Raw genomic sequence first — 25,207 nt, 5'->3', positions numbered from 1 at the left:
TAGAGTTAAAAATACTTATGCAGTTGTTCTGGCCTGATACCATTGATCCAGCAGGGCGAATAGAGTGGCACACAGAGCTAGCCCGAGTCCTGCCAGACAGGTCATGCTCCAGCCACCGTGATGCCAGGCATAAACCCCTAAGGCTGAACCACATGCACCACCAATAAAATACAAGGTCATATAGAGTGAATTGACCCGTGATTTGGCATCCGGGCGCAGGCGGAAAATTACGTTCTGGTTACAGCTGTGCGTAATCGCGAGCCCAAGATTTATCAGCCCATAACCCAAAATATAACTCAGCAAAGACACTGCACCAAAATATAAAAACAGCCAGCTTCCCATCAGGATAGAACAGCCGATCCAGCTCAGTGTTTTGATATGGCCACGATCGGCCCATTTACCAATGAACTGCGTAGAAAGTGCGCCAAATACACCGACCAGCGTGACCAGTCCCACCATGACATCAGAAAGCTGAAAAGGTTCCTGCGTCAACAGCAGAGCGATGGTGGAGAACAACATACTCATGGCAGCAAAAGCACAGGCGCCAGTAAGTGAACGCAATACCAGACGTGGTTCCTGCTTGAGTAATATCCCCATAGATTTAAAAATTGCTGCATAGCTAATTCTCAGACGTGGCAGGCTCGGTAGTTTTCCTTTCAAATAAAAATTTAAAGCCAGCATGCTTATGCCACTGACGATATAAATCATTTTCCAGTGAAACAGGTCGGAAAATAATCCGGCAATACTGGTCGAGAGTAGAATGCCAACCAGCAAGCCACTCATCAGGAAGCCCACCACTTCTCCGGTTTTTTCCGGTTTGACCGCCATGGTGGCCAAGGGAATCAGAATCTGTGCAGCCACGGAAAACAGTCCGGCAATGATAGTGCCGACCCAGAGCATCGGCAGATTTACCGCACTGGCACAAATAAATAAGCCTGCTGCTGCACCCAGCATGAGGAAAGGGATCAGTTTGGTTTTATTCAGCATGTCCCCTAAAGGCACAATAAACAGCAGGCCCAAGGCATAAGAGATTTGAGCAAAAGTGACTGTGAGCGCCACTTGTGATTCCGGTACCTGATAATACTGCTGAATCGATGAAATCAACGGCTGGCAATAATAGTTCGCGCCAGCACATAAACCGCATGCAATCGCCATCAGCCATAATAAGGGCTTATTTTGACTAATATCGAGAGGCGTGTGCATAGGGCTAACCTTGTATTCAGACCGGAAGAATTTAAATGGGAAATGAGAATAATGTTCAAATTGAGGGCACTATAGGCCAGAAGTTCCCGCTTTAAAAGTAGAGAAATATTGCCAGCATTGAAAATTGTCAGAACTCAGGCAGCTTAAAGAAAGAAGTGCAATTTTAAATAGAAAATATGAGTGAATGTTTGCAGAATTTTTTATCTTTTAATAATGGGGTTGCTTCATTAAAGCGCAGCTCGAGGTAGAAACAATAAAAAAGGAGTACCAAGGCCAAAAAAGTGGAATATTTACTCTATTTTGTTGCGCAAATTTGGTGCGGAAATGGGATTTTCCATTTTGAATCAAGTTCAGTACATTAATATAATAAATAGTCCTCCAGCTTTTTTTCTACCCTTTATCTGACTGTTTGAGACCTGAGTCTTATAAAATTTTAGCGATTATTTTTTGTCAGATGTATCAATTCTGTCTGATAAAGATATGCTTAAAACAAATTCTATCATTTCATAAAATAAGATTTTAACATCTAAAACCAGTGCCTTTGCTTAAGTGCCCAATCTGTCAGAAAAGTCAAAACTAAAAAAAACGGCGCAGCTAAAGTGCCGCTGTATATAGGGACTAGAGAAATTGAAAGTCTGCTTCTGAATCAAGAAATACAGCAATCATTGTCAGAATCATCAATGTAACAAAATAAATCAGAAATCTGCGCTTATTTACACCAGTAAAATCTGAATATTTCATTCAGCGGAATGAATATCGTTTATAAAAGCATCGAATATGAATAGCCGTTGAATTAAATAAATGTGCTATTGCAGCATCATTTTTATGAATCATCAGTTCAAAATATAGGTATTTATTAAATAAATAGTAGGTGGTAATTTCAAACAGTTTGATTAGAATCCAAAAATTCAACAAGAACACATCCTGAGGGGAAGCATCGTTTTACACGATGTTTACTTAAGAAAAATTAGCTTGAGGAACGCTCATGCAGATCGGAATTCCAGCCGAAACTGTTGTCGGTGAAAATCGCGTCGCTGCGACGCCAGAGACAGTAAAGAAATTGATCAGCGCAGGACATAGCGTGATTATCGAACGTGGTGCAGGGGTTAAAGCTGCCTATATCGATAGTGCCTATGAACAAGTTGGTGCCAAAATTACGGATGATGCCTATACCGGCAGTCAGTTGATTTTAAAAGTTCGTGCACCGAAAGGTGAGGAAATTCAAAAACTCAACCCGAACACCACTATCGTGGCAATGTTTGATCCTTACCGTAATACTGAGCTTGACCAATTCGCGGCACAAAACGTGTCTGCATTTGCATTGGAACTTTTGCCACGAACCTTGTCTCGTGCGCAGAACATGGATGTCTTGTCTTCTCAAGCCAACCTTGCAGGTTACAAGTCGGTGCTTTTGGCTGCGGCTGAATACCAGCGCATGTTCCCGATGCTGATGACTGCTGCGGGTACGGTTAAACCGGCTCGTGTCGTGATCATGGGTGTCGGCGTAGCGGGTCTGCAAGCGATTGCCACTGCAAAACGTTTAGGTGCCATCGTTGAAGCCACGGACCTGCGTCCAACTGCCAAAGATCAGGTTGAATCTTTAGGTGGTAAATGGTTAGACGTACCGATGTCTGCTGAAGAGCAGCAAAAAGCGGCTGATGCTGCTAAAAATGGTTATGGCTGGATGCCGGGTGAAGAATACATTCGCGATCAGGCTGCAATTGTTGATAAAGCGGTATCGAATGCTGACATCGTGATTACCACAGCGCTTTTACCGGGTCGTGATGCACCACGTTTAATCCGTGCTGAAACAGTTGCGAAAATGAAACCGGGTTCAGTGATTCTGGACATGGCAGTAGAATCTGGCGGCAACGTCGAAGGTTCAAAATGTGGCGAAACCGTGCATACCGACAACGGCGTCAAAATTCTCGGCATTCCAAATATTCCATCGACGGTATCGACTGAAGCCTCTGCTTTATACGCTCGTAACGTATTTAACTTCGTGGAAACATTATTTGATGCAGATAAGAATTTTGTCCTGAATCAAGAAGAAGAAATTCAAAAAGCCCTACTTGTCACTCATGGCGGCCAAGTGCTGCTGAAACGTGGTTAAGGAGAAGACTCATGGTTGAAACAATTACGATTTTTGTCCTTGCCATTTTCGTAGGTTACTACGTGGTGTGGGGTGTAACACCAGCATTGCATACGCCGTTGATGGCAGTGACCAATGCCTTGTCATCGATCATTATTGTCGGTGCGATGATTCAGACCGTTGGCCTGCCGGTGATTGGCGTTGAAGGTAGCGTGGATTTCCAGACCATTAACGTGGTGAGCGTGCTTGGTGCAATTGCGGTGTTCCTGGCCAGTATCAATATTTTTGGTGGCTTTGCAGTGACTGCACGTATGCTGGAAATGTTTAAACCTAAGCAAAAGAAAAAAGAGGGTTAATCCATGGAAATGATTCGAGAATATGCGGATTGGTTCTACCTGATTGGTGCCGTTCTTTTTATCCTGACGCTACGTGGTTTATCAGGTCCTAAAACTGCGATTGCCGGTAACCGTTACGGAATGATCGCGATGGCCATTGCGGTCGTGACTACCTTCTTTGTGGCTGAGAATCCAGTGGTCTGGATGATTATTGGTGCAATGGTGCTGGGTGCAATTGTGGGTATCGCCCGTGCACGCACAGTTCCAATGACCCAGATGCCTGAAACTGTGGCGCTAATGCACTCATTGGTGGGTCTGGCTGCGGTCTTGATTGCTGTCGCTGCTATTATTCACAACAACAAACTGATCGAACTTGGTCCAGACTTATTGGCTGCCAATGGTGTCAATTTCCATGAAATGAGCCGTATTCATTTATTTGAACTGTTTGTGGGTTGTTTCGTAGGTGCGATTACTTTTACAGCATCAGTCTTTGCTTACGGCAAACTGGCTGCAAAGAAATGGGCGAAAACCATTTCAGGTGTGTGGGTGAAACCAGTTCAGGCAATCATCTTTATTGCAATGTTAGGTTTTGGGGTTCACTTCTTCCTGACTGGCAATATGACATCGTTCTGGGCGATGACAGGTCTTGCGCTGGCATTTGGCTGGGTATGGATTGCACCAGTCGGTGGTGGTGATATGCCAGTGGTGGTATCGCTACTCAACTCATTCTCGGGTTGGGCAGCAGCTGGTATTGGTTTTACCCTAGAAAACAACATGCTGATTGTTGCAGGTTCACTGGTGGGTTCTTCAGGTGCGATTCTTTCTTACATCATGTGTAAAGCGATGAACCGTTCCATCATCAACGTTTTGTTTGGTGGTGCGATGGGCGGTGCAGCTGCGCCGATAGCAGGAGCAGGTGAACAGGTTCAACGTAATCACCGTTCAGGTTCGGCAGATGACGCAGGCTTCCTGATGTCAAATGCAGACAGCGTAGTGATTGTACCGGGTTATGGTATGGCGCAAGGCCGTGCCCAAAATGCGGTAAAAGAATTGGCTAACTTGCTAAAAGAGCAGGGCGTAACGGTTCGTTTTGCGATTCATCCTGTAGCAGGTCGTATGCCAGGTCATATGAACGTACTACTTGCTGAAGCGGACGTACCGTATGAAGACATCCTGGAAATGGATGAGATCAACTCGGACTTCCCGGCAACAGATGTGGTGCTAGTGATTGGTGCGAACGACGTTGTGAACCCTGCGGCGAAAGATGATCCAACATCGCCAATTTATGGTATGCCAATTCTGGAAGCCCATAAGGCACGTACGATTATGGTGATCAAGCGTTCTATGGCAACCGGTTATGCGGGTCTCGACAATGACTTGTTCTATAATGACAAGACCATGATGATCTTTGGTGATGCCAAGAAAGTGGTGGAAGATATGACTAAAGCCATTAATGGTACAGGTCACTAATCATCTAAATCATTAGAATTCCCCCTAAGTCCCCCTTTAATAAAGGGGGATTTTTTATTTTATATCTTGGAAAAAGGATGATTGAGTGGTCATCGAACGTCTATGTTTATGATGAATTGATCCTAAAATACCAATCAAATCGGTGCATAAGACAAGATGAAAATTAAAGAAAAATAGCGAACAGATTGAGTTGTATTAATGCTTATAAAGTTAGATGAACAGGCAATAAAAAAGCGACCTACACAGGTCGCTTTTTTGAATATTTGGTTTTTACGCTACAGAGTCAGTATCTGTAGGATTGCGCCATAAGCTTTCTAGGTCATAGAATTTACGCGCTGTTGGAAGCATACAATGAACCACAACATAACCAAGGTCGATGAGGATCCATTCAGCATCACGTTCGCCTTCAATACCAAGAGGGCGGAAGCCAGCTTTACGTGCTTCTTCAGCAACGTTATTGGCCAATGATTTGATGTGACGTGTCGATGTACCGCTTGCAATGACCATAGCATCAGCCACATTACTGATACCGCTGACATCAAGCTCAACAATTTCTTTTGCTTTTACATCTTCAAGTGCAGCATGTACGACTTTTAAGCAGTCCTCTACAGCTTGAGAATTTGAATTCATAGTAAGATCGTGAGAATTAGAAGCGCTGGGCGATGGTTCTAAATTCATGGGGAGTGTAATTTCCTAACAATTATGCATGGTCTAATATAGCGGTTTTAGTCCTGAATTTCAAATGAAGCCGCAGTCCACTCAGTCATGCTCCGGAAAGAACTCAGCTTTCCAGTCAAAGGAATCATTGGAATGTCCGCTGGGTTTATACTCGGCAGCAACATAACCTTGATATTGACTATGTTTTAACCACTGAAATATATCATGATATTGAATTGAGCCCGTATTGGGTTGATGCCGTCCCGGACAATCCGCAAACTGGATATGACCAATCGAGGCAATATTTTCTTGCAAAGTTTCCAGTACATCTTCGCCCATCATTGCCATGTGGTAACAGTCGTACTGCATTTTTAAGGCCGGATGATGTACCGCTTCCAGCATTTCCTGTGCTTGAGCAACATTTTGAATCAAAAAACGTGGCATATCGGTGCCATTGATCATTTCAAAGACCGGTTCAATTTGATGTTCAAGCAGCATTGAACAGGCCATTTTCAGGTTACTCGCCAGCGTATTCAGGCAGGGTAAAAGATCACAGTCAAGGGGTTGTTTTCCTGCCAGAATGTTCACCCGGGGTACATTCAACGCCGTGGCATACTGGATGGCCTGCTCAACAGCATGACGAAACTCAATTTCCTGTCCTGGAATGCCGGCCAGACCATGACCGCCCTGCATCAAATCGCCTGCTGGCACATTAATCAGGCACAAGTTCAGCTGATGCGTGCTGAGCTGGTTTTGAATCTGGCCAATTGTGAGCTCATAAGGAAACTGGATTTCCACATGATTAAAGCCCTGTGCATGAGCCAGCGCGAAGCGTTCGATCAGCGGCACTTCGGTAAAAATCATCGACAGGTTGACGGCAAGTTTAATCATGTATGTCTCTTCAATATTCAGGGCTGCATCAATCAAGCGTTATGAATGTTTTAGTTGCTGGATTACAGTAGCCAGATCTGCTTCGGCAAAGCCTTGAGCCTGATGGGCCTGTAACTGTGATAATGCCTGAGTCGCGACTGGAACATCCAGATCAAAGCTTTGTGCCAGTTGCACGGCATTATTCAGATCCTTGGATAAAGTCTGCACTTTCCATTGCACCGGTTCAAAAGTTTGCGTGGCCATACGGGGGGCCAGAATCTGAAAAGGCTTGGAGTCAGCAAAACCACCCGCCAGCGCGGGCGCTAGTAATCGTGTATCCACCCCGGCAAGTCCAGCCAAGGCGACCGCTTCTGCGATCAAGGTGCTATTCGCCGCCACAATTAGCTGATTACAGATTTTGGTCGCCTGACCGGTACCCGTATCACCCATACGGGTGACGCGCTGTGAAAGTACTGCATAGATCGGATCAAGATCTTCAATAGTCGCGGCATCACCACCGGCAAAAATCACTAGACTGCCTTGTTCGGCTCCAACTGTACCACCTGAAACAGGAGAATCAATCCAGGTTACTTTCTTGGCCTGTGCTTGTGCGGCAAGTGTTTGGGTTTGCTGTACTGAAAGGCTAGAGAAGTCCACAATGACTTGCTCCGCAACCAAATACGGTTCGATCTGAGCAAAAACAGATTGCACTGCCTGATCATCTGCCAGGCAGGTCAGAATCACCGGGTAATCTGTAATCTTTTCCAAAGATAGCGTAGTTGCACCTAGATCCAGCAAGGGCTCACAGGCAGATGGTGTGCGGTTCCAGACTGCCACCTGAAAACCTGCTTGAAGCAGACGTGTGGCCATGCGAGTGCCCATCAGCCCCATACCTAAAAAGGCAATTTTAGTATCGCGATTCAACTGCATGCTTTGGTTTATTCCTTTCCTAGATTCAGACTGGGTTTATTTGTATTGGCGCGGTACAAACTGAACCTCTGGGTTTTTGTCCTTTTTACGGGCCAATTGACTGTTTTTACCCAGTAATAATTTCAGCTGCCATATTTTTTCCATACGCAAGGATTTATTTGGACGATGCTGCATGGCATCCAGTACAAATTTAGAGGCCATCAGCGCATCTGGAGAACGTTGCAGCATTTCTTCAGCCAAGGCTTGTGCTCTTCCTAGTGGCTGTTCATCGACATGGGTGATCAGACCGATTTCTTTGGCATATTCACCATCAAAAATCCGGGCAGTTAAGGTCAGCTCTTTGGCCAGATCAATACCAATCAGGCCTTTCAGGGAGCGGCTGAGTCCCATGTCTGGCACCAGTCCCCAGCGGGTTTCCATAATCGACATTTTGGTCTCAGGATGGGCAATGCGGATATCTGCGGCTAATGCCAGTTGCATCCCGGCACCAAAACAGAAGCCCTCCATTGCGGCAATCACCGGGACTGGCAATTCCTGCCAGACCAGAAATGCTTTTTGAAATAAGCTTTGACCCGGACGGATCAGTTCCCATGCGGCATAAGCACGATTTTTAGGATTATTTAAATCTGCCAGATCAATACCGGCACTAAAGACCTGGGCTTCTCCCGTTAAAATCACACATCGGATGCTTTTATCTTTTTTGATTTTTTGTGCAGTCGCGACCAGTTCGCGCAGCAGGGCAAAGCTCATGGCATTGCGTTTATCCGGACGATTCAGTGTAACAGTGGCAATGCCGTTATTTTTTTCCAAGCGCACGAGTGACATGGCATTCTTCCTTATTTTTCCTGGCTTGAGCATAGCATGCAGCCTTTGGGCTTGCATGACAGCCCAGTCACACTTGAGTAAGTTAAGGACTGAGCAGCTTCAAAGCTTTAATTTAAATGTTGCTTCAAAATTTGCTGGGCAGCCTGTTCAACCTGTTCAACCACGGCTTTGAGTTCATCAAAATATTTCAGCACGTCCTGGACAAAGCTTTCATCGGCTTTACGACGTTCTTTGCGCAGGGTCGAAACGAACTGTTCAAAGCCACCAGTGACTTTCTGCAGAGTCGGTGCACCGACATAACGGGTCGCGCCATATAGACGATGCAGTACATGTTCCAGTTGTGGGAAATCTTCCAGTTCAATCAGTTGCTGCATTTCATCGAGTTCATCTGCAAAGCTGTCTACCAGCATGCGTAACAGGTCTACCGCCAGATCCTCCTTATTGGCTGCCAATTGCAGGCTTTGCTGCCAGTCCAGAATATTCGGATCCAGAGCATCAATCACATTGGCACGTTCCAGTACCGGAATCCGTTTAAAATGCTCGGTGGTCCAGTGCGTCAAAATTTGGATAATCTGCTCGATCTGAATCGGCTTGGTGACATAATCATCCATGCCGTTTTGCAGCAGTTTATGTTTTTCATCAGAAAGCGCATGTGCCGTCAGTGCAATAATCGGCAGACGGCTATGATTTTCAAAAGTTGATTCCAGCGAGCGAATAGCACGGGTGGTATCGATCCCCGACATGACTGGCATCTGAATGTCCATAAAGACCAGATCAAATGCCGGCTGTTCCTGTTCATAACGGCGCTGAATAATATCGATCGCTTCCTGCCCGCTGAGGGCTTTGGTCGTGGTGACATTGAGTTCACCCAGCAAGGCTTCCAGAACAATCAGGTTGGGTAAGTGATCATCCACGGCCAGAATATGCAGGCCTTGACCATTAAATTCTTCATGCTGTTCCTGGTCGAAGACCGGCTGATTGCCGAGTAACTGAATCAGCGCGCTGCGGCTGAGTGGCTGATGCAGGGCACGGGCACGATGGTCATTGAGCATGCTTGGATCCAGTTGCATCTGATAACCATAGACAGCCAGATGACCCTGATAACGTGAACGGATTTCGCGTAACAAGACTTCACTGTCACCACTATGATCGACGATCAGCCAGGTATTTTCGCTATTCTGTAAATGATTCAGACGGCTAAACAGATCCAGAATTGATGCACATTCAATATGTTTAACCTTATAATTTTCCAGATAATGCCGCAGCACATTCGCAGTTGCCGGATGTGCAAGATAAGACACCACGGTCAATTCGCTAAAATCTGGATGCTCAATCACGGTATCTTCATCGACCAGGAACTGGGCAGTAAACCAGAAAGTAGAGCCTTTTTCGGTTGGAGCACGTTCCTGATTGTCTTCAAAACCAATCTGGCCATGCATCAGGCTGACCAGCTGTTTGGAAATTGCCAGACCAAGACCGGTACCGCCAAACTGACGGGTCACCGAGGTATCACCCTGCGAGAAGGACTCAAACAGCTTTTTACGGTCGGTACCACTCAGGCCAATGCCGCTATCCTGTACACTAAAATGCAGCACACACTGATCCATTCCATCATGTTCCATGCGTGCCCGGACAATGATTTCTCCATCCGGAGTGAATTTGATCGCATTGGAAATCAGGTTGGTCAGAATCTGTTTAAATCGTAGCGCATCACCAATAATGTGTTTTGGCACACCATCTGCATAATAGAAGGCCATATCAATATGTTTTTGTGCTGCCAGAGGTGACAACATGTCCATCACATCAAAAATCGCTTCTTCCAGATCAAAAGGTGCCGTTTCCAGTTCCAGTTTGCCGGCATCAATTTTGGAAAAATCCAGAACATCATTGATCAGTGCCAGCAAATGCGCCGAAGACTTACGAATGGTCTGCAAATACAGGCTCTGCTCGTTGCTGAGATTGCCCTGACGTAACAACAGATGAATAAAACCATCAATACTGTTCAGCGGGGTGCGCAATTCATGGGAAATATTGGCCAGAAACACCGACTTGGCCTGGTTGGCCGAGATCGCCTGGTCGCGTGCCTGACGATAGGTAATATTCTGGACTTCTAAAGTGTCGAGGGTACGGCGCAAATCATCTTCGGTCTGTTCGGTATGTTCACGTAGTTCCAGAAAACTGAAATGCAGACGTTTTACCACATTGGCAATATCACGTTGCAATAAACGCAGCTCTCCGGTGCTGTTAATCACCATATGCTGGCCGAGGGTATCGGCATTCAGGCGTTGCAACTGCATGCGAATCTCATACATTGGGGCGATCCAGCGCCGTGAGTAGAAATTCAAGCAAAGTAATAACAATAATAAGGTCAGTAATCCGGTCGCAATCAGTACGATCAGTACTCGGTAACGGGCAATTGCTAGCGGCTGGTTATCCAGTTCGATCGCCAGCCAGCCGGTAGAAAAAGTGTTTTCATTCACTTTAATGGCATAGATATGATTATCTTGATGCAGAATCGGGCCAACAAAATTACCGCTTTTCTCAAATTCTGGCCAAGGCGCTTGTTCCTGAAAGCCGATGCCCAAACGGTTCTTGCCATTTTCGTCCAGAACCGCTGCCCGAACTAGATGCTTTTCATTCAGCATGTTCTGCATGGCATTGTGGGCCTGGTCATATTGCCATGGATACAGATTCAAGATATCCAGTGCATATTCTGAGGTGCCTTGAAAACGGGTGAGAATCGCAATGGCCATCTGCTTCTGCTGGGCACGTGCGGCATTCGAGGTCTCAGTCAACACCAGCATGGCACCGACACAGGCCAAAATGGTAATCGGCACAAAAATCAGCGCAATCAGCTGTCCATAGGCATGATTTAAGTGTAGGCGTTTAAACAGCTTTTTGTTGATCGTTGACATGATTTAAGCAGTATTTTCTTTATGCCTGGCATATTAGCATGCTTTAAATCGACAGTTAAAATTTAAGCATAATTTTTATAAAGCTTCGGATTAGCAGTTAAAAATACAAGAGATTTCAGTTAATTTTGCTCAGGTACAGCAAGACTAAGACGCACGAAATTTCAATCTGTAAAAGTGCCAGACTGAAATAGTATTTTCATCTTCATTAGCGAGCTGCTTCACCTGGCTAAATTATCGGGAAATGTAGTTTATGGCTTGATAGTGTGTGAGTTTTAGTGAGTTTTCTGAAAAAGCCTTGCTAAATGGGTGCAGGGAAAAGCATTTTTTCATACAATAGCCGCACCTCGATATAGGTGCAAATAATGAGTAATACCATCCCTGATTTTCAAGCAGATGAATTTTTGTTAGACCATTATGTAGGCAAAACGCCGCTGGTGCGTTTACAGCGTCTGGCAAGTCACACTCAAGCTACAGTACTCGCGAAACTCGAAGGCAATAACCCAGCAGGTTCGGTCAAAGACCGTCCGGCCTATAATATGATCATGCAGGCCGAGAAGCGTGGGCAGATCAAACCGGGTGACACCCTGATTGAGGCAACGAGCGGAAATACGGGGATTGCATTGGCGATGGTCGCAGCAATGCGTGGCTATAAAATGAAGCTGATCATGCCGAACAATATGAGTCAGGAACGTAAGGACGCGATGCGTGCGTATGGTGCCGAGCTAATTGAAGTAACCAAAGAGCAGGGCATGGAAGGTGCACGTGATCTTGCTGCTCAAATGCAGAATGATGGTGTGGGTCTGGTGCTGAATCAGTTCGGAAATCCGGACAATGTCGAAGCGCATTACCTGACCACGGGTCCAGAAATCTGGCAGCAAACCGGTGGCAAAATTACCCATTTTGTCAGTTCTATGGGCACCACCGGCACCATCATGGGTGTGTCGAAATACCTGAAAGAAATGAATCCTGATATTCAGATCGTCGGTTTACAGCCATCTGATGGTTCAAGCATTGCCGGAATCCGTCGCTGGCCAGAAGAATATCTGCCAACCATTTTCGACCGCAGCCGAGTCGATCGAATTATTGATATTCCACAAATCGAAGCTGAAAAAACCATGCGCAAGCTGGCACAGAAAGAAGGCATCAGTGCCGGAACCTCTTCCGGTGGTGCAGTGTGGGCGTCGATTAAACTGGCAGAAGAACATCCGGATGCAGTGATTGTGTGTATTATCTGTGACCGTGGTGACCGTTACTTGTCTACAGGGTTATTCTCTGTACAAGATCCTGAATAATTATTTGAGCACTGCTTTATGCGCCTGCCTGTTTTAACTTTCGATATTGAAACCCAAACCGATCTCAAATCAGGCGCGCATCTGTTTGGTCTGGACCTGCCCGAGGCAGATCTGGATCAGGCCCTGACCAAATTACGCCGTCAGGATTCAGGCTCCGATTTTCAGCGTTTACCGCTGCATGAAATCGTCTGTATTTCCGGTTTGTGGATGGATGAGCAGGGCATGAAGCTGTTTTCGTTTAGCCGGGAACAACATTCTGAAGCAGAAATTTTGAAAAAATTCTTGTCCATTTTTGACAAGCGCCATCCGACTCTAGTGAGTTGGAATGGCTCACAGTTTGATTTACCAGTAATTCTATACCGTGCCATGTATCATGGGCTCTCTGCACCGAGTCTGTTCGATCAAGGCGAAATTGATACGCAAAAGCGTTATAATAACTACCAGAATCGTTACCATCATCGTCATGTTGATCTGATGGATGTGATGGCCATGTTTCATGCTCGTCATTTCCAGAAGCTGGATGATGTTGCACATTTGCTGGGATATCCAGGCAAGCGCGGTGACGGAGCCTATCGGGTTCCAGAATATGTCCGCAATCAGCAATGGACCGAACTGACGTCGTATTGTGAAGGTGATGTCCTGAATACCTGGCTGGTGTATATCCGCTGGTTGTTGTTAAAAGGCCAGCTGTTACTGCCGGATTATCAGCACCTGCTGCAAAGCACGATTCAATATTTGCATACTCAACCGCAGCATGCGGACTTTTTATCAGTTTGGCGTGAGACTTCGCAACGAACTGAATTTACCCAATTTGATTTTCCCATCTCCACACCCTAGGTTTTCATGAAACATCGAGCACAAGCACGTCCTACCCAGCAACCCGAGTATATTTTTCAGGTTGAGTCACTATCGCATGAGGGACGTGGCATCGCTCATTATGGTTCACATCCGGATCATCCGCAGCATAAACATGGCAAGAAAGTCTTTATCCGTTATGCCTTGCCGGGTGAAACCGTGCGTGCCCGCATTACCCGCGAAGTCAAAAAACTTGAAGAAGCCGACAGTCTTGAATTGTTGAGCGACGCTTCCGAGATTCGCGTGAAGCCGGTGTGTCCGCATTTTGGGATCTGTGGTGGCTGTAATATGCAGCATATTGCTGCGGATGCGCAGATTGAACTGAAACAGAATGTGCTGAAATCGCATCTTCAGCATTTTGCTGGAATCCAGCCTGATCAATGGCTACCGCCTTTACGTTCACAACGTGAAGATTATCGCCGTAAAGCCCGGATTGGGGTGCGTTATCTACCTTCCAAGGATCAGCTGGTGGTGGGTTTTCGTGAGAATCAGTCCAACAAACTGACACCGATTGATCGCTGTATGATCTTGGATCGCGAGTTTGGCTCGGTTACACGTCTTAAACAATTGCTGCAAGGTCTGAATGGTAAGGCCGACATCGGTCATATAGAATTGGCCATGGGGGATCAGGACATTGCGCTGCTGGTGCGTGAAACTGCAAAATTATCTGCCGATGATGTCAACCAATTGCGCGAATTTACGTTACAGAAAGGCTGGCAACTGTATCTGCAGCCTGCCGTCAAAGAAACGCTTTCGCGAATAGATGATACAGAAGCATCTGCACGCTTACACTATGGTCTTGATGACTTTGATGTGAAATTCGGCTTTAATCCTCTGGACTTTACTCAGGTAAATTCAAGCATCAATCCGCAAATGGTACGATTGGCATGTGATTTGCTACAACTGCAACAGGGTGAACGGGTTCTGGATCTCTTTTGTGGATTAGGAAACTTTTCCTTACCTCTTGCGCGCTGTGTTGGTGCGTCGGGTCAGGTGATTGCGGTCGAGGGAAGTGATGAAATGGTTCGACGTGGTGCGGAAAATGCCAAAAACAATGGTATTGCACAAATATCGTTCTATTCACAAGATTTAACCAAAGATTTCTCGCACCACACTTGGGCAAATCAAGGTTTTGATGCATTATTAATCGACCCGCCACGTGCCGGGGCAGAAGAAGTGATGCATTATATCCCTCAGTTTGGAGCTAAAAGAATCGTTTATGTGTCATGTAATCCTGCGACACTCGCCAGAGATGCAGGACTCTTGGTACAACAGGGCTATCGTCTCACCCAAGCGGGCGTGATGGATATGTTTACACATACTGGACATGTTGAATCAATCGCATTGTTCGAAAAAGAAAATCAAATAAACGATTAAAGAAATGATGTTTTTAAAAGTAGGAGACGGGTATGGTCACAGTACGTGAGCAACTCCCTGGACGACTCAATGAGTTGTCACAGGAGACGACTGTAGAACATGCCGAACAAGCACACCAGGATCTGACTGAATGGTTGGATCGGGTTCGTGGCATATTAGATGGCGCACCTTTAACGCAGCTCGAAGAAGTCGCCCACTTAACATTAGAAAGAGAGCTGCAAAGTACGGTTCAGCACCGCTCCAATACCTTTTATACTGGTATTGAGATGGCGGATATTCTGGCGCATCTGCATGTCGATGAAGATACTTTGTCCGCAGCCATGCTGTATCGTGCTGTTCGTGAAGGCGTCATGCCACTCAGTGAAGTATTGGAACAGTTCGGCGAACAGGTGCATAGCCTGGTCAAAGGTACGCTTGCCATGGGTAAGCTGTCTGAGCTGATCGAAAAAAATAAACGCCTGGAAGATCATTTCAATAATAACCAGCGTGAACATCTGTCTGGCATTTACAAAATGCTGATCTCGGTCACCGAAGATGTACGGGTTGTTCTGGTCAAGCTGGCCGAACGTACCTATGCCTTGCGTGAACTGGCCAATTCCTCGCGTGAGCGTCAGGAACGGGTGGCCCGAGAAATTCTGACCATTTACTCGCCACTGGCACACCGCTTGGGCATTGCCCAGCTGAAATGGGAGCTGGAAGATCTGGCGTTCCGTTATCTTGCGCCGGAACGTTATAAAGAAATTGCTTCCTTACTGAATGAAAAGCGTCTGGAGCGTGAACAGTATATTCAGTTTGTGATTGATAAATTACGCAATGAATTGGCCGAACATGGTATCGAAGCTGAAATTAATGGCCGGGTGAAACACATTTATTCGATTTATCGAAAAATGAAAAGCAAGAACCTGAGCTTTGACCAACTCTATGATATTCGTGCTTTACGGGTACTGGTGAAAAGTGTACCGGAGTGTTACCACACTTTAGGTATTGTGCATCAGATCTGGCGCCATATTCCGCATCAGTTTGATGACTATATTACCAATCCGAAAGCCAATGGTTATCGTTCTTTACATACTGCGGTGATTGCCGAGAATAAGTCACTTGAAGTGCAGATTCGTACCCATGCAATGCATGACGAAGCTGAACTGGGGGTGTGTTCACACTTTAATTATAAAGAAGGTGCAAAAACGACAGATCGCTCCTTTAACCATCGTCTGCATTCCTTACGTGCGGTACTTGAGCATTATCAAGAGCGCAATGAAACCAGTGCACATAAAGAATCTGAAGATGAAATAGAGAATTTTGAACATATTCAAGATTTTGAAGGTTTTGAAAAGATCTATGTGTTTAGCCGTGATGGTGATATCAAAGAGCTGCCGCGTGATTCGACCGTACTCGACTTTGCGTATCATGTGCATACCGAGGTCGGGAACAAGTGCTATGCCGCACGGGTAAATCAGCGCTATGTGCCGCTGACTTACACCCTGAAAACCGGTGAACAGGTCGAGATTCTGACCAAAAAAGACCGGGAACCGAACCGGGACTGGCTGGTTAATTCGCTGGGTTATATCAAGACTGCCCGGGCGAGAGATAAATTGCGTCACTGGTTCCGTCAGCAGGATCGCAGCAAGAACCTGGAAGTCGGCCGTGAAGTGCTGAACAAGGAATTGTCACGTCTGGCAATTCACCCAAAATCGATTGATTTGAGTGATTATTGCAACCACTTTAATGTCAAAACCGGTGATGACATTCTGGTGAATCTGGTCAATGGCGATATCAGCCTGCATGCCCTGATTAATCAGGTGAATCGTCATATGCATCTGGATCAGGACGAACCTGAACTGGTGCTAAAACCTGCCCTGAACCCGCGTGCCAGTCATACGCTGTCAGCGCACGGGATTCTGATCGACGGTCTGGATAACGTGGAATTGCATGTCGCGCAATGTTGCCAACCGGTGCATGGTGAGTCAATTGCAGGTTATATCACTCTGAATCGGGGGGTGAGCATTCATAAGGTCGCTTGTCCGGACTATGTGCGCATGATCACTCAAGAGCCTGAGCGTGCGGTAGAAGCGGATTGGGAAATGCAGCCGACTCGTGGTCAGAGCGTACAGATTGTAGTGGAAGCTTATGATCGACGCGGTTTGCTCAAAGATCTGACGCAAGTGATTTTCTCGGATCAAATCAATATCCGTCAGGTGAATACCATTTCGGAAGCGGACGGTATTGCCAATATGAAGCTGCTGATTGAAGTCAAAGGTCTGGCACAACTTTCCAAGCTGCTGGCCCGTCTTGAGCAGCAACCGGGAATTATCAGCGCGCGTCGTCTGGTACAGGGTACTTAATTCCTGTTACCTAAGTTTAAAAAGCCTGCAATTCAATTGCGGGCTTTTTTATTGTAAGGTATTTGAATCACATGCATAAAAAATAGACCAGCAAACCAAAATGAGCGCGACCGAAATATTTGAACGTAGACGAAATAATCTGGCCAAGGTGATTGATCTGCTGATCGAGACGCAGCAATTTAAAACCGGCAAAGAGATCTGTGAGCATTTCGGCTTGTCTGCATCGTATATCGCTCAATTGCTGAATAGCAAACGCCAGATCGGCGAGAAAGCAGCAAGGGAGCTGGAACAACAACTGGGTCTAGATGTGTTCATTCTAGATCAGTCGGATGAGCTGAAAGTTGAATTATCTCCGACTCTAGAGCAAGGTGGACTATTTCAGATGCAGGTGGTACAACAGCAGGCATTCACACTTATTCCCATAGATTCAGCGCTCTCATTCAATCAGGATATTTTTCATCTGCAAGCACAGCATTATGCGATTCAGGTAGCAGGGCCGTATTATTTTCCCAGCTTAAAATCAGGTTGGTGGCTGATTTGTGACAAACAGGCCGGGTTGCCAATTTCATGCATGCTCTGTATATATCTGGTCAATGGCCTGCAGCTAATTTTGCAGTTGGTGAGCGAAGCTCAGGATCATTATGAATTCCAAAGCCTGGATGAACACCGACAGGTGATTTTTCAAAAAACCGATATTGAGAAAATCCATCCAGTCATTTCGATTATTCCCACTGCCACATATTCAAACAGCAGAAATAATTCAGCCCATCATAAGACGGGCTGAACGATGAACATGAAACAGAACAGATTATGGAATCTGGTTCTCGTCTTCAAATTCTGGCTTCACCTGAACAATAAAGTCCTGACGGTTTAGACCACGCCACAAGGCAAAGGCTGTACCAATATAGATCGACGAATAGGTCCCGACAAAGACACCAACAAACATCGCGATCGAGAACCATTTCAGACCATCACCACCCATTAGCATCATGGCAAGCACCACGAGCAATAAGGTCATAGAGGTATGAATGGTACGACGCAGGGTTTCAGTCAGGGCAATGTTAATGATTTCGACCGGTTCTGCACCACGAATCTTACGGAAGTTCTCACGGATACGGTCAGAGACCACGATATTATCATTCAGTGAGAAACCGATGATTGCAAGGAGTGCTGCAAGTACAGTCAGGTCAAATGGCCACTGCATCATCGCAAAAATCCCGAGGGTAACGACGATATCATGGAACAGTGACAATACTGCACCCATAGCCAGCTTGACCTCAAAGCGGATGGTGACATAGACCAGCATCAGCAGGAGCGCAAGTGCCACAGCACCGCCAGAACGGACATAGAGCTCATTACCGACCTGACCACCGACGACATCAACCTTGGGTACTTCTGCCGCATTATTTGGCAGTTGAACCGCTGCTGTAACAGCCTTGGTCAGGTCTTCAGCTTCGATATCTTCCTGAACCGGCATACGCACCATCAGGTCACGTTCAGAACCTAAAGTCTGAACCACAGCATCATTAAAGCCTGCCTGGTTCAATGCCTTGGAGACATCTTCAGGTTTGACCGGATTAGTATAGTTTAATTCGGCTGCCACACCACCGGTAAAGTCCAAACCCAGGTTCAGGCCTTTGGTGGCAATAAAGAAGATACTCGCAACGGTTAAGAGAATTGAAAACAATGCCGCAGGCATCGCAATCTTCATAAACGGAATAATGCGTTCGTCTTCCGGGCGACCGTACTGTTTTTGATTCAGTTGAGTATTTTCAGTCATCAGTGATCTCCTTAAATGCTCAACTTTTTCAAGTTACGTTTTTTGCCATAAATGAGCTGTACCACGGCACGCGTTACTGTAATGGCAGTAAACATCGAGCAGACAATACCAATCATCAGGGTTACGGCAAAGCCTTTGATCGGACCTGTACCAATCGCGAACAGAATGAACGCCACCAGGAATGTGGTCAAGTTCGAGTCGAAAATGGTGTTATAGGCACGATCATAACCGGCCACAATCGCCTGTTTTGGCGAAGCCCCCCATTTCATTTCTTCCCGTATTCGTTCACAGATCAGTACGTTGGCATCGACCGCCATACCAATGGTAATGACGATACCGGCAATACCTGGAAGGGTAAGGGAAGCGCCAATCCAAGACATGACTGTCAGAATCATCGCCAGGTTAAAGACCAGTGCAAAGTTGGCAATCACACCAAACAGACGGAAGAATACCACCATCCAGATGGCGACCAGAAGGAAACCGATCTGAGTTGAAAGTACACCTTTGTCGATGTTTTCTTGACCCAGACTTGGACCAATCACACGTTCTTCTACAAAGTACATTGGCGCAGCCAACGCACCTGCACGCAGCATCAAGGCAAGTTCAGCAGCTTCTTGCGGTGAGTCCAGACCAGTAATACGGAACTGAGAACCCAGTACTGCCTGAATGGTTGCAGCGTTAATCACGACAGATTCAGTATACGGGGTACGAACTTCAGTTTGAGTGCCGGTCGCAGGGTCTTCCACATAATTAATGCGCTGTTTGTTCTCGATGAACAAGACGGCCATACGTTTGCCGACCGCATTACGGGTGGCATCCGACATCAGTTTGCCGCCTGCGCTGTCCAAGGTAATGTTAACTTCAGCACCGCCTGTGTCTTGGCTAAAGCCACTTGATGCATTCTGAACACGTTCACCGGTTAAGATACGGTTACGGTTCAAGAGGAGCTGACGACCACTGTCCAGTGACTCATAAGCAAAGACTTCTGTGCCTGGTGGCAATGCACCTGTAGCCTGACCGGTATATGGATCAATATATTGATCATTCAGGTCAGACACCAGACGGAACTCGAGGTTCGCGGTACGACCTAAGACACGTTTCGCTTCAGCGGTATCCTGTACACCAGGAAGCTCAACCACAATACGGTTGCTGCCCTGGGTTTGTACCAGTGCTTCTGCCACACCTAACTCGTTAATACGGTTACGTAAAGTGGTCAAGTTCTGATTGACAGCATAAGATTCAATTTCTTGCTTACGCACATCAGTATAGTTTAGACGTAAGGTCGAACCGGTCTCGGTCGCAACAGCCTGCTGGGTAAACTCATTGCCATTACGGCGCAAGAAGTCCATCGTTGCAGAACGATCATCATTGTTGGCAAACTGCATCACAATGGTGTTGTTGCTTAAATTCAGGCTATTAAATTTCAGGTTGTTATCACGCAACTGACGACGTAGATCCGTCGCAGAGGTTTCCATACGCTGGGAAATGGCCTTGTCCATATCCACTTCAAGCAAGAAGTGAACACCACCACGTAAATCCAGGCCAAGCTTCATTGGTTTGGCACCAATTTTTTGCAGCCATTCTGGGGTGGTCGGGGCAAGGTTCAGTGCAACCACGTAATCATCACCTAAACCACGACGTAAAGCCTCTTTGGCTTTAAGCTGTGATTCACTTGAATCTACACGTAATAAGGCTGCATTGTTGCCAAAGCTATTGTCATGGGTGGCAATATTTTCAGTTTTTAAAATTTGCTCTGCTTTTTGTACGATGCTTGCATCAATTTGAGTACCGGCTTTGGCACCCGAAATCTGTACAGCAGGTTCATCTGGATACAAACTTGGCAGGGCATATAAGGTACTGATCACCAGGACAACCAGGATCAGTACATATTTCCATGCTGGGTAACGCATTCGTTTTCTTCTTAAAATGAAAAAGTCGTGCGAGGGCACGACTATTTTTGATTAAAGGTTATTTAAAGTGCCTTCAGGGAGGACTGAAATCACACTTGCACGTTGAACTTTGACTTCTACACCACGGCTCAATTCAACCACTGCGAAGTCACCTTCAATCTTGGTGATTTTGCCCATTAATCCGCCTGCAAATACCACTTCACTGCCAACGCCAAGGCTGTCGACCAAAGCACGGTGTTCTTTGGCACGTTTAGATTGAGGACGCCAGATCAAGAAATAGAAGATTGCAATAAAAACAGCAATCATCAAAAGGTTCGCCATCATGCTTGGTTGTTGTGCAGCTTCACCTGCAGCGTGAGCAGTCGAAATAAAAAGGCTCATTACATTTTCCTAAAATAAAAAACTGGTGATCAACTCGATAATAAATTGACATATTCTTGCAATTTACATTGTCTTTTTCCTCAGCGCAAATGCTGATGGATTAATCTTGCGGACAAGGTGGCACTTCCAGGCCACGGCGGGCATAAAAGTCATGAACAAATTCGTCAAATGTACCGTTGTCTAATGCATCACGCATTGTTTCAGTCAAACGCAGGTAATAGCGCAGATTATGAATCGTACCGAGCATAGAGCCGAGCATTTCCCCACATTTCTCAAGATGGAATAAATAGGCACGGGTAAAGTTCTGGCAGGTATAGCAGTCGCAATGCGGATCGAGTGGGCTTTGGTCATGACGGTATTTACTGTTACGGATTCGCACCAAGCCGTCTGTCACAAAATAGTGACCGTTACGTGCATTTCGGGTTGGCATTACGCAGTCAAACATATCCACACCACGACGCACCGCTTCCACAATATCTTCAGGCTTGCCGACACCCATCAAATAACGCGGTTTGTCTGCAGGCATTTTCTCTGGAAGATAATCCAGAACCTTGATCATTTCTTCTTTTGGTTCGCCCACGGACAGGCCGCCAATCGCATAACCATCAAAGTCGATTTCAAGCAGGCCTTTTAAAGATTCATCACGTAAATCTTCATACATGCCGCCTTGAATAATGCCGAACAGCGCATTACGGTTTTTCAGCACGTCATGATGCTGGGTTTTACAGCGTTTGGCCCAGCGTAGAGAAAGTTGCAAAGATTTTTGTGCTTCTTCATGCGTCGCAGGGTACGGGGTACATTCATCAAAAATCATCACAATGTCAGAGTTCAGCGTGTGCTGAATATCCATTGAAATTTCAGGAGATAAAAATACTTTTGAACCATCAATCGGCGAGCGGAAGGTGACACCTTCTTCTTTAATTTTACGCATTGCGCCCAGACTGAAGACCTGGAAGCCGCCTGAATCGGTCAAAATGGGACTATTCCATTTCATAAAGCCGTGCAGGCCGCCATGTTCACGAATTACATCCAGTCCTGGACGTAGATACAAATGGAAGGTATTGCCCAGAATGACTTGAGATTTGATCTCTTTAATGTCGCGTGGCAACAGGCCCTTGACCGTACCATACGTACCCACAGGCATGAACATCGGGGTTTCAACGACACCGTGTTCAAGCGTTAAACGACCACGACGGGCACGGCCCGACTGACCTAATTTTTCAAACTTCATAGGAGTTCCACATCAAGGCGAAAAAACAGTTCGCTGATTGTTATAGCTAAAGGGCGCTATTTTCCTTGATTCTTACACTAAACGCCAGCATTGTAGAGCATTCGCTCTGTAATTTTATTTATCGCTGAAGCTAGGGAACATCCGGAGATATTGGCGGATGGGCAGAAAACTGCTGCAAGCGCTGCTGGATATCTTCCCGGCTAAGGGCGCAGCTGCCATCCGGTTCCGAGGCCATTGCGGCGATATGCTGGATCAATTTCTGGATATAAATATTGCTATCGACAAAATAGGATTCCAAGGTCAGTAAATAGGCATCTTGCGCCACTTGCAGATAATCATAAGGCTCCATCAACAGCATCTGCTCCAGATCAATCAGGATATCTTTGTCGTTTTGTGAGAGTTTCAAGCGTTTCTGCATGGCAGGTAAATGAGTAGTTTGTCTGGATGCCAGAAATTTCTGTAAATGAATATGCTCAGGATTCAGGGTCTGCGCAGATTGGCATTCAAATTCGACTTGGGTGGGCAGGCTCATGAAAAACAGGATGCCATCCAGATCCAGACCATAAGCCTCAGAAAGACGATATTTGGCCTGTTTAAAACTCTCCAGCAATAAATCCAGATGCGTCGCGTGCAGCTGTTTTTGCTGTGCCAATACCGGATGGCCAAAGCTGTGCTGGGTTTTAAAATAATCGGACAGCAAGGTTTTAAAGGGGGTGAGTCCTGAGTCGGGCGAAGTGTGGGCCCGATAACGCCATTTCCGGACATTCCAGCGATCCTGTTCAGCCAGATATTGCTGAGGATCTTCCGGATCTTTAAAAATACTGCGTTCAGTCGAAATGGCCAGATCATCCAGCAGTAAAAATTCGTCAAAGACCAGACTACAGGCATAGATTTGATCATCCTGATAATGGTCGTATAACCGATAAAATTCCTCGACCAGCGTCTGTTGCAAGTGCTCTAAATAATCCAGCATAATTTTTATTCTTTATATTATAAGTTTTAGATAGGTACAGCCGCATCCTTGGCTATTTTTATAATAAGTTAATGCGCCAAGGATGCAAAATTTTATCAGATCTTGCTGTTCACTCAGTGAAAGTTCGGACGGTAATCAAAATTCTGTGTCACGCTTTGATCACGGAATGGACGTACCACTTTTTTTCTGAGTAACATATTATTAATGATGTTGTGCGGAAAAATCTGGATCTGGTTGTTAAACAGCTCGACATTGCGATTATAAATGGTAATCGCCGCACCGACATTTTCATTCTGTTCTTCAATTTCAGCCATCATTTTCAGATAGATGTCATTGGCTTTCAGTTCCGGATAATTTTCAATCACGACATTCAGGCTATGCATTAACTGTTTGTTCAGACTTTCAATGCGTTGTAATTGTCCAATATCGGCATCCTTGATATTCAGGTTCATGATGTTCTGACGCAGTTCGGTGACTTTTTCTAGCGTGCCTTTTTCAAAACTCGAGTATTGCTCGACCAGCGGTTGCAGCCCATCCAGAATTTTCAGTTTTTGCCGTTCATAACTGGCGACATCCGACCAGGCGCGAATCGTAGCGTTATGATGACGGACAATACTGTTGCGGATCATGATAATCGTGACAATCAGCGCCACAATGATCAAACATAAAATCAAAAATCCCATCCGAGATCTCCCCAAGCTATATCTATATTTTAAAAATGATGCGAAAAATTTATTTTAAAAACTGCAGCAGATCATGTTGTAAGTTTTCGAGCTGTTTTAATTTAAACGTTCTCAGGTGGCCGCGCAATGTGGAAATATCGCTAATATTCTGCTGCTTGCTCGATACCTGAAATAAATCATGGGGCCCTAGATAGCACAGCATCTTATTTTCTGGGTGAAACAGTAAATCACCCTGACGCTGTTCAAAAAAGTCGGCCAGTCGCAGCACAAAACCCGGACTGAGTAATTTGGCAGTTTGCAGCGGATCACTGCCATAAAAGCTTAATCTCTGGTTGGTGCGAATATCGCTGCTGTGCCAGGGATGGCTATAAGGATAATAAAATTTCTTTCTGGAAGTCGTAACGGCCAGTCCCTGAATCTGGATATCAAACACAAATACGCCCCACAGGTCTTTATGGACCTGCATCAGTTTGACTGGCTGACCTTCCTTATTTCGGGCCTGTACTTCATCAATATAGTGGTATTGGAACAGTAGCACCTGATGTTGCTGGCCATTTTCATCTTCCCAGACCGTGCTGGCATAACGCTGAATCTCATTACTCAACGAACCTTGATTGAATACTGGAAATAATTGTTTTAAATGCCGGATAAAGTGCAGGGGATTGAGTGGCATGGAAATATGCAGTGGCTGTTTTTGAAAGGCAAGCTGATATTTTTTGGCCAGTGCCTGTTCTTCCAGAAAAGCAATGACTTCCTCTAAGGGCTGCTGCTGTTCATAGCAAATATAGGCCCAGAAGATACAGAGACAGCCGAGAAAAACACTGCCCTGAATCCAGATATTTCCCGGCGCAATAAAAATGCTGCCAATCAGAAAAAGCCCAATTCCGGCAAGCGCAAGCGGCAGGTTATTTTCAAACTTGAGCGTAATCGGGCCATTCCAGGGATGCAGCCCATCCAGCAATTGCTGATGCGTTTTGGCCTGTTGACCCAGATCCCAAAGCCGAGCGATATTTTGAAACACCACTGCATTTTTCTTGCGGCGAATATGAATGGACTGTTGTACAGACTCGATCGGCATGGGCAATG

21 protein-coding genes are annotated in these 25,207 nt (G+C 45.8%); 8 read left to right on the top strand and 13 right to left on the bottom strand.

Annotated elements, in window-relative coordinates; translation table 11 throughout:
- Window positions 1–15: 15 nt before the first annotated feature.
- A complete protein-coding gene (locus NI470_RS12400) occupies window positions 16–1,203 on the bottom strand; it encodes an MFS transporter (RefSeq protein WP_253148524.1) in 1,188 nt (395 codons plus the stop codon).
- 985 nt (window positions 1,204–2,188) lie between these two features.
- On the opposite strand from NI470_RS12400, the gene NI470_RS12395 reads away from it, so the two are divergent.
- Genes NI470_RS12395 through NI470_RS12385 form a run of 3 tightly spaced genes read left to right on the top strand, consistent with a single transcriptional unit; the run spans window position 2,189 to window position 5,100 of the window.
- Window positions 2,189–3,316 carry a Re/Si-specific NAD(P)(+) transhydrogenase subunit alpha gene (locus NI470_RS12395; RefSeq protein WP_004645141.1) on the top strand — a complete coding sequence of 376 codons (1,128 nt, stop codon included), beginning with the start codon at window positions 2,189–2,191 and terminating at the stop codon, window positions 3,314–3,316.
- 11 nt (window positions 3,317–3,327) lie between these two features.
- A complete protein-coding gene (locus tag NI470_RS12390) occupies window positions 3,328–3,651 on the top strand; it encodes a proton-translocating transhydrogenase family protein (protein WP_004281642.1) in 324 nt (107 codons plus the stop codon).
- 3 nt (window positions 3,652–3,654) lie between these two features.
- Window positions 3,655–5,100 carry an NAD(P)(+) transhydrogenase (Re/Si-specific) subunit beta gene (locus tag NI470_RS12385; protein WP_253148525.1) on the top strand — a complete coding sequence of 482 codons (1,446 nt, stop codon included), beginning with the start codon at window positions 3,655–3,657 and terminating at the stop codon, window positions 5,098–5,100.
- Window positions 5,101–5,370: 270 nt separating this feature from the next.
- Here NI470_RS12385 and rsfS read toward each other — a convergent pair whose 3' ends face one another.
- The 5 genes from rsfS to NI470_RS12360 all read right to left on the bottom strand — a co-directional run bounded on the left by rsfS (window position 5,371) and on the right by NI470_RS12360 (window position 11,297).
- Window positions 5,371–5,778, bottom strand: coding sequence for a ribosome silencing factor (rsfS, locus tag NI470_RS12380; protein ID WP_004733726.1), 408 nt, complete (start codon window positions 5,776–5,778; stop codon window positions 5,371–5,373).
- Between the two features lie 81 nt (window positions 5,779–5,859).
- Window positions 5,860–6,648 carry a hydroxypyruvate isomerase family protein gene (locus tag NI470_RS12375; protein ID WP_004733727.1) on the bottom strand — a complete coding sequence of 263 codons (789 nt, stop codon included), beginning with the start codon at window positions 6,646–6,648 and terminating at the stop codon, window positions 5,860–5,862.
- Window positions 6,649–6,687: 39 nt separating this feature from the next.
- Window positions 6,688–7,557 (bottom strand): NAD(P)-dependent oxidoreductase, encoded by an 870-nt coding sequence (locus NI470_RS12370; protein ID WP_253148526.1) that lies wholly within the window; start codon window positions 7,555–7,557, stop codon window positions 6,688–6,690.
- Window positions 7,558–7,593: 36 nt separating this feature from the next.
- Window positions 7,594–8,382, bottom strand: coding sequence for a crotonase/enoyl-CoA hydratase family protein (locus tag NI470_RS12365; RefSeq protein WP_004733731.1), 789 nt, complete (start codon window positions 8,380–8,382; stop codon window positions 7,594–7,596).
- A 107-nt stretch (window positions 8,383–8,489) separates the two neighbouring features.
- Window positions 8,490–11,297, bottom strand: a complete 2,808-nt coding sequence (locus NI470_RS12360) for a GacS-like sensor histidine kinase (protein WP_253148527.1) — start codon at window positions 11,295–11,297, stop codon at window positions 8,490–8,492.
- Between the two features lie 362 nt (window positions 11,298–11,659).
- On the opposite strand from NI470_RS12360, the gene cysM reads away from it, so the two are divergent.
- From cysM to NI470_RS12335, 5 genes are all read left to right on the top strand, one after another.
- On the top strand, window positions 11,660–12,589 hold the full coding sequence (gene cysM, locus NI470_RS12355; RefSeq protein WP_004281649.1) for a cysteine synthase CysM: 930 nt from the start codon (window positions 11,660–11,662) through the stop codon (window positions 12,587–12,589).
- Between the two features lie 18 nt (window positions 12,590–12,607).
- Complete coding sequence (locus NI470_RS12350; protein ID WP_005101819.1) at window positions 12,608–13,426, top strand: 3'-5' exonuclease; 819 nt, start codon at window positions 12,608–12,610, stop codon at window positions 13,424–13,426.
- Between the two features lie 6 nt (window positions 13,427–13,432).
- Window positions 13,433–14,821, top strand: a complete 1,389-nt coding sequence (gene rlmD, locus NI470_RS12345; protein WP_253148528.1) for a 23S rRNA (uracil(1939)-C(5))-methyltransferase RlmD — start codon at window positions 13,433–13,435, stop codon at window positions 14,819–14,821.
- 32 nt (window positions 14,822–14,853) lie between these two features.
- Complete coding sequence (locus NI470_RS12340; RefSeq protein ID WP_180038925.1) at window positions 14,854–17,163, top strand: RelA/SpoT family protein; 2,310 nt, start codon at window positions 14,854–14,856, stop codon at window positions 17,161–17,163.
- Window positions 17,164–17,263: 100 nt separating this feature from the next.
- On the top strand, window positions 17,264–17,947 hold the full coding sequence (locus NI470_RS12335) for a hypothetical protein (protein WP_253148529.1): 684 nt from the start codon (window positions 17,264–17,266) through the stop codon (window positions 17,945–17,947).
- A gap of 24 nt (window positions 17,948–17,971) precedes the next feature.
- Here the strand turns inward: NI470_RS12335 and secF are convergent, their stop codons facing one another.
- The 7 genes from secF to NI470_RS12300 form a co-directional block, all read right to left on the bottom strand.
- The gene (gene secF, locus NI470_RS12330) at window positions 17,972–18,946 is read right to left on the bottom strand and encodes a protein translocase subunit SecF (protein ID WP_171066787.1); all 975 of its coding nucleotides are present in this window, start codon (window positions 18,944–18,946) and stop codon (window positions 17,972–17,974) included.
- Between the two features lie 8 nt (window positions 18,947–18,954).
- Entirely contained in the window at window positions 18,955–20,853 is a 1,899-nt protein-coding gene (gene secD / locus NI470_RS12325; RefSeq protein ID WP_004733746.1) for a protein translocase subunit SecD, read from the bottom strand.
- Between the two features lie 51 nt (window positions 20,854–20,904).
- On the bottom strand, window positions 20,905–21,234 hold the full coding sequence (gene yajC / locus NI470_RS12320; RefSeq protein WP_004645158.1) for a preprotein translocase subunit YajC: 330 nt from the start codon (window positions 21,232–21,234) through the stop codon (window positions 20,905–20,907).
- A 100-nt stretch (window positions 21,235–21,334) separates the two neighbouring features.
- Window positions 21,335–22,465 carry a tRNA guanosine(34) transglycosylase Tgt gene (gene tgt, locus NI470_RS12315; protein ID WP_004281657.1) on the bottom strand — a complete coding sequence of 377 codons (1,131 nt, stop codon included), beginning with the start codon at window positions 22,463–22,465 and terminating at the stop codon, window positions 21,335–21,337.
- Window positions 22,466–22,595: 130 nt separating this feature from the next.
- Window positions 22,596–23,438, bottom strand: a complete 843-nt coding sequence (locus NI470_RS12310; RefSeq protein WP_253148530.1) for a DUF4303 domain-containing protein — start codon at window positions 23,436–23,438, stop codon at window positions 22,596–22,598.
- A gap of 113 nt (window positions 23,439–23,551) precedes the next feature.
- Window positions 23,552–24,121, bottom strand: a complete 570-nt coding sequence (locus NI470_RS12305) for a LemA family protein (RefSeq protein ID WP_004645163.1) — start codon at window positions 24,119–24,121, stop codon at window positions 23,552–23,554.
- Between the two features lie 49 nt (window positions 24,122–24,170).
- On the bottom strand, window positions 24,171–25,199 hold the full coding sequence (locus NI470_RS12300) for a hypothetical protein (RefSeq protein WP_005106091.1): 1,029 nt from the start codon (window positions 25,197–25,199) through the stop codon (window positions 24,171–24,173).
- Window positions 25,200–25,207: the final 8 nt, after the last annotated feature.

The sequence above is a fragment of the Acinetobacter lwoffii genome, assembly GCF_024129115.1.
Taxonomy (GTDB): domain Bacteria; phylum Pseudomonadota; class Gammaproteobacteria; order Pseudomonadales; family Moraxellaceae; genus Acinetobacter; species Acinetobacter lwoffii_T.
Note: the sequence above shows the minus strand (reverse complement) of the source record. Positions and strands in the feature narration are given on the sequence as shown.

Coding starts and splice junctions, on each gene's coding strand:
- NI470_RS12350 (WP_005101819.1), top strand. CDS start 12,608: ATGCGCCTGCCTGTTTTAACTTTCGATATTGAAACCCAAACCGATCTC.
- yajC (WP_004645158.1), bottom strand. CDS start 21,234: ATGAGCCTTTTTATTTCGACTGCTCACGCTGCAGGTGAAGCTGCACAA.
- NI470_RS12365 (WP_004733731.1), bottom strand. CDS start 8,382: ATGTCACTCGTGCGCTTGGAAAAAAATAACGGCATTGCCACTGTTACA.
- NI470_RS12375 (WP_004733727.1), bottom strand. CDS start 6,648: ATGATTAAACTTGCCGTCAACCTGTCGATGATTTTTACCGAAGTGCCG.
- NI470_RS12335 (WP_253148529.1), top strand. CDS start 17,264: ATGAGCGCGACCGAAATATTTGAACGTAGACGAAATAATCTGGCCAAG.
- NI470_RS12390 (WP_004281642.1), top strand. CDS start 3,328: ATGGTTGAAACAATTACGATTTTTGTCCTTGCCATTTTCGTAGGTTAC.
- NI470_RS12310 (WP_253148530.1), bottom strand. CDS start 23,438: ATGCTGGATTATTTAGAGCACTTGCAACAGACGCTGGTCGAGGAATTT.
- NI470_RS12400 (WP_253148524.1), bottom strand. CDS start 1,203: ATGCACACGCCTCTCGATATTAGTCAAAATAAGCCCTTATTATGGCTG.
- cysM (WP_004281649.1), top strand. CDS start 11,660: ATGAGTAATACCATCCCTGATTTTCAAGCAGATGAATTTTTGTTAGAC.
- NI470_RS12370 (WP_253148526.1), bottom strand. CDS start 7,557: ATGCAGTTGAATCGCGATACTAAAATTGCCTTTTTAGGTATGGGGCTG.
- NI470_RS12395 (WP_004645141.1), top strand. CDS start 2,189: ATGCAGATCGGAATTCCAGCCGAAACTGTTGTCGGTGAAAATCGCGTC.
- secD (WP_004733746.1), bottom strand. CDS start 20,853: ATGCGTTACCCAGCATGGAAATATGTACTGATCCTGGTTGTCCTGGTG.
- NI470_RS12340 (WP_180038925.1), top strand. CDS start 14,854: ATGGTCACAGTACGTGAGCAACTCCCTGGACGACTCAATGAGTTGTCA.
- NI470_RS12360 (WP_253148527.1), bottom strand. CDS start 11,297: ATGTCAACGATCAACAAAAAGCTGTTTAAACGCCTACACTTAAATCAT.
- NI470_RS12300 (WP_005106091.1), bottom strand. CDS start 25,199: ATGCCGATCGAGTCTGTACAACAGTCCATTCATATTCGCCGCAAGAAA.
- NI470_RS12385 (WP_253148525.1), top strand. CDS start 3,655: ATGGAAATGATTCGAGAATATGCGGATTGGTTCTACCTGATTGGTGCC.
- rsfS (WP_004733726.1), bottom strand. CDS start 5,778: ATGAATTTAGAACCATCGCCCAGCGCTTCTAATTCTCACGATCTTACT.
- NI470_RS12305 (WP_004645163.1), bottom strand. CDS start 24,121: ATGGGATTTTTGATTTTATGTTTGATCATTGTGGCGCTGATTGTCACG.
- rlmD (WP_253148528.1), top strand. CDS start 13,433: ATGAAACATCGAGCACAAGCACGTCCTACCCAGCAACCCGAGTATATT.
- tgt (WP_004281657.1), bottom strand. CDS start 22,465: ATGAAGTTTGAAAAATTAGGTCAGTCGGGCCGTGCCCGTCGTGGTCGT.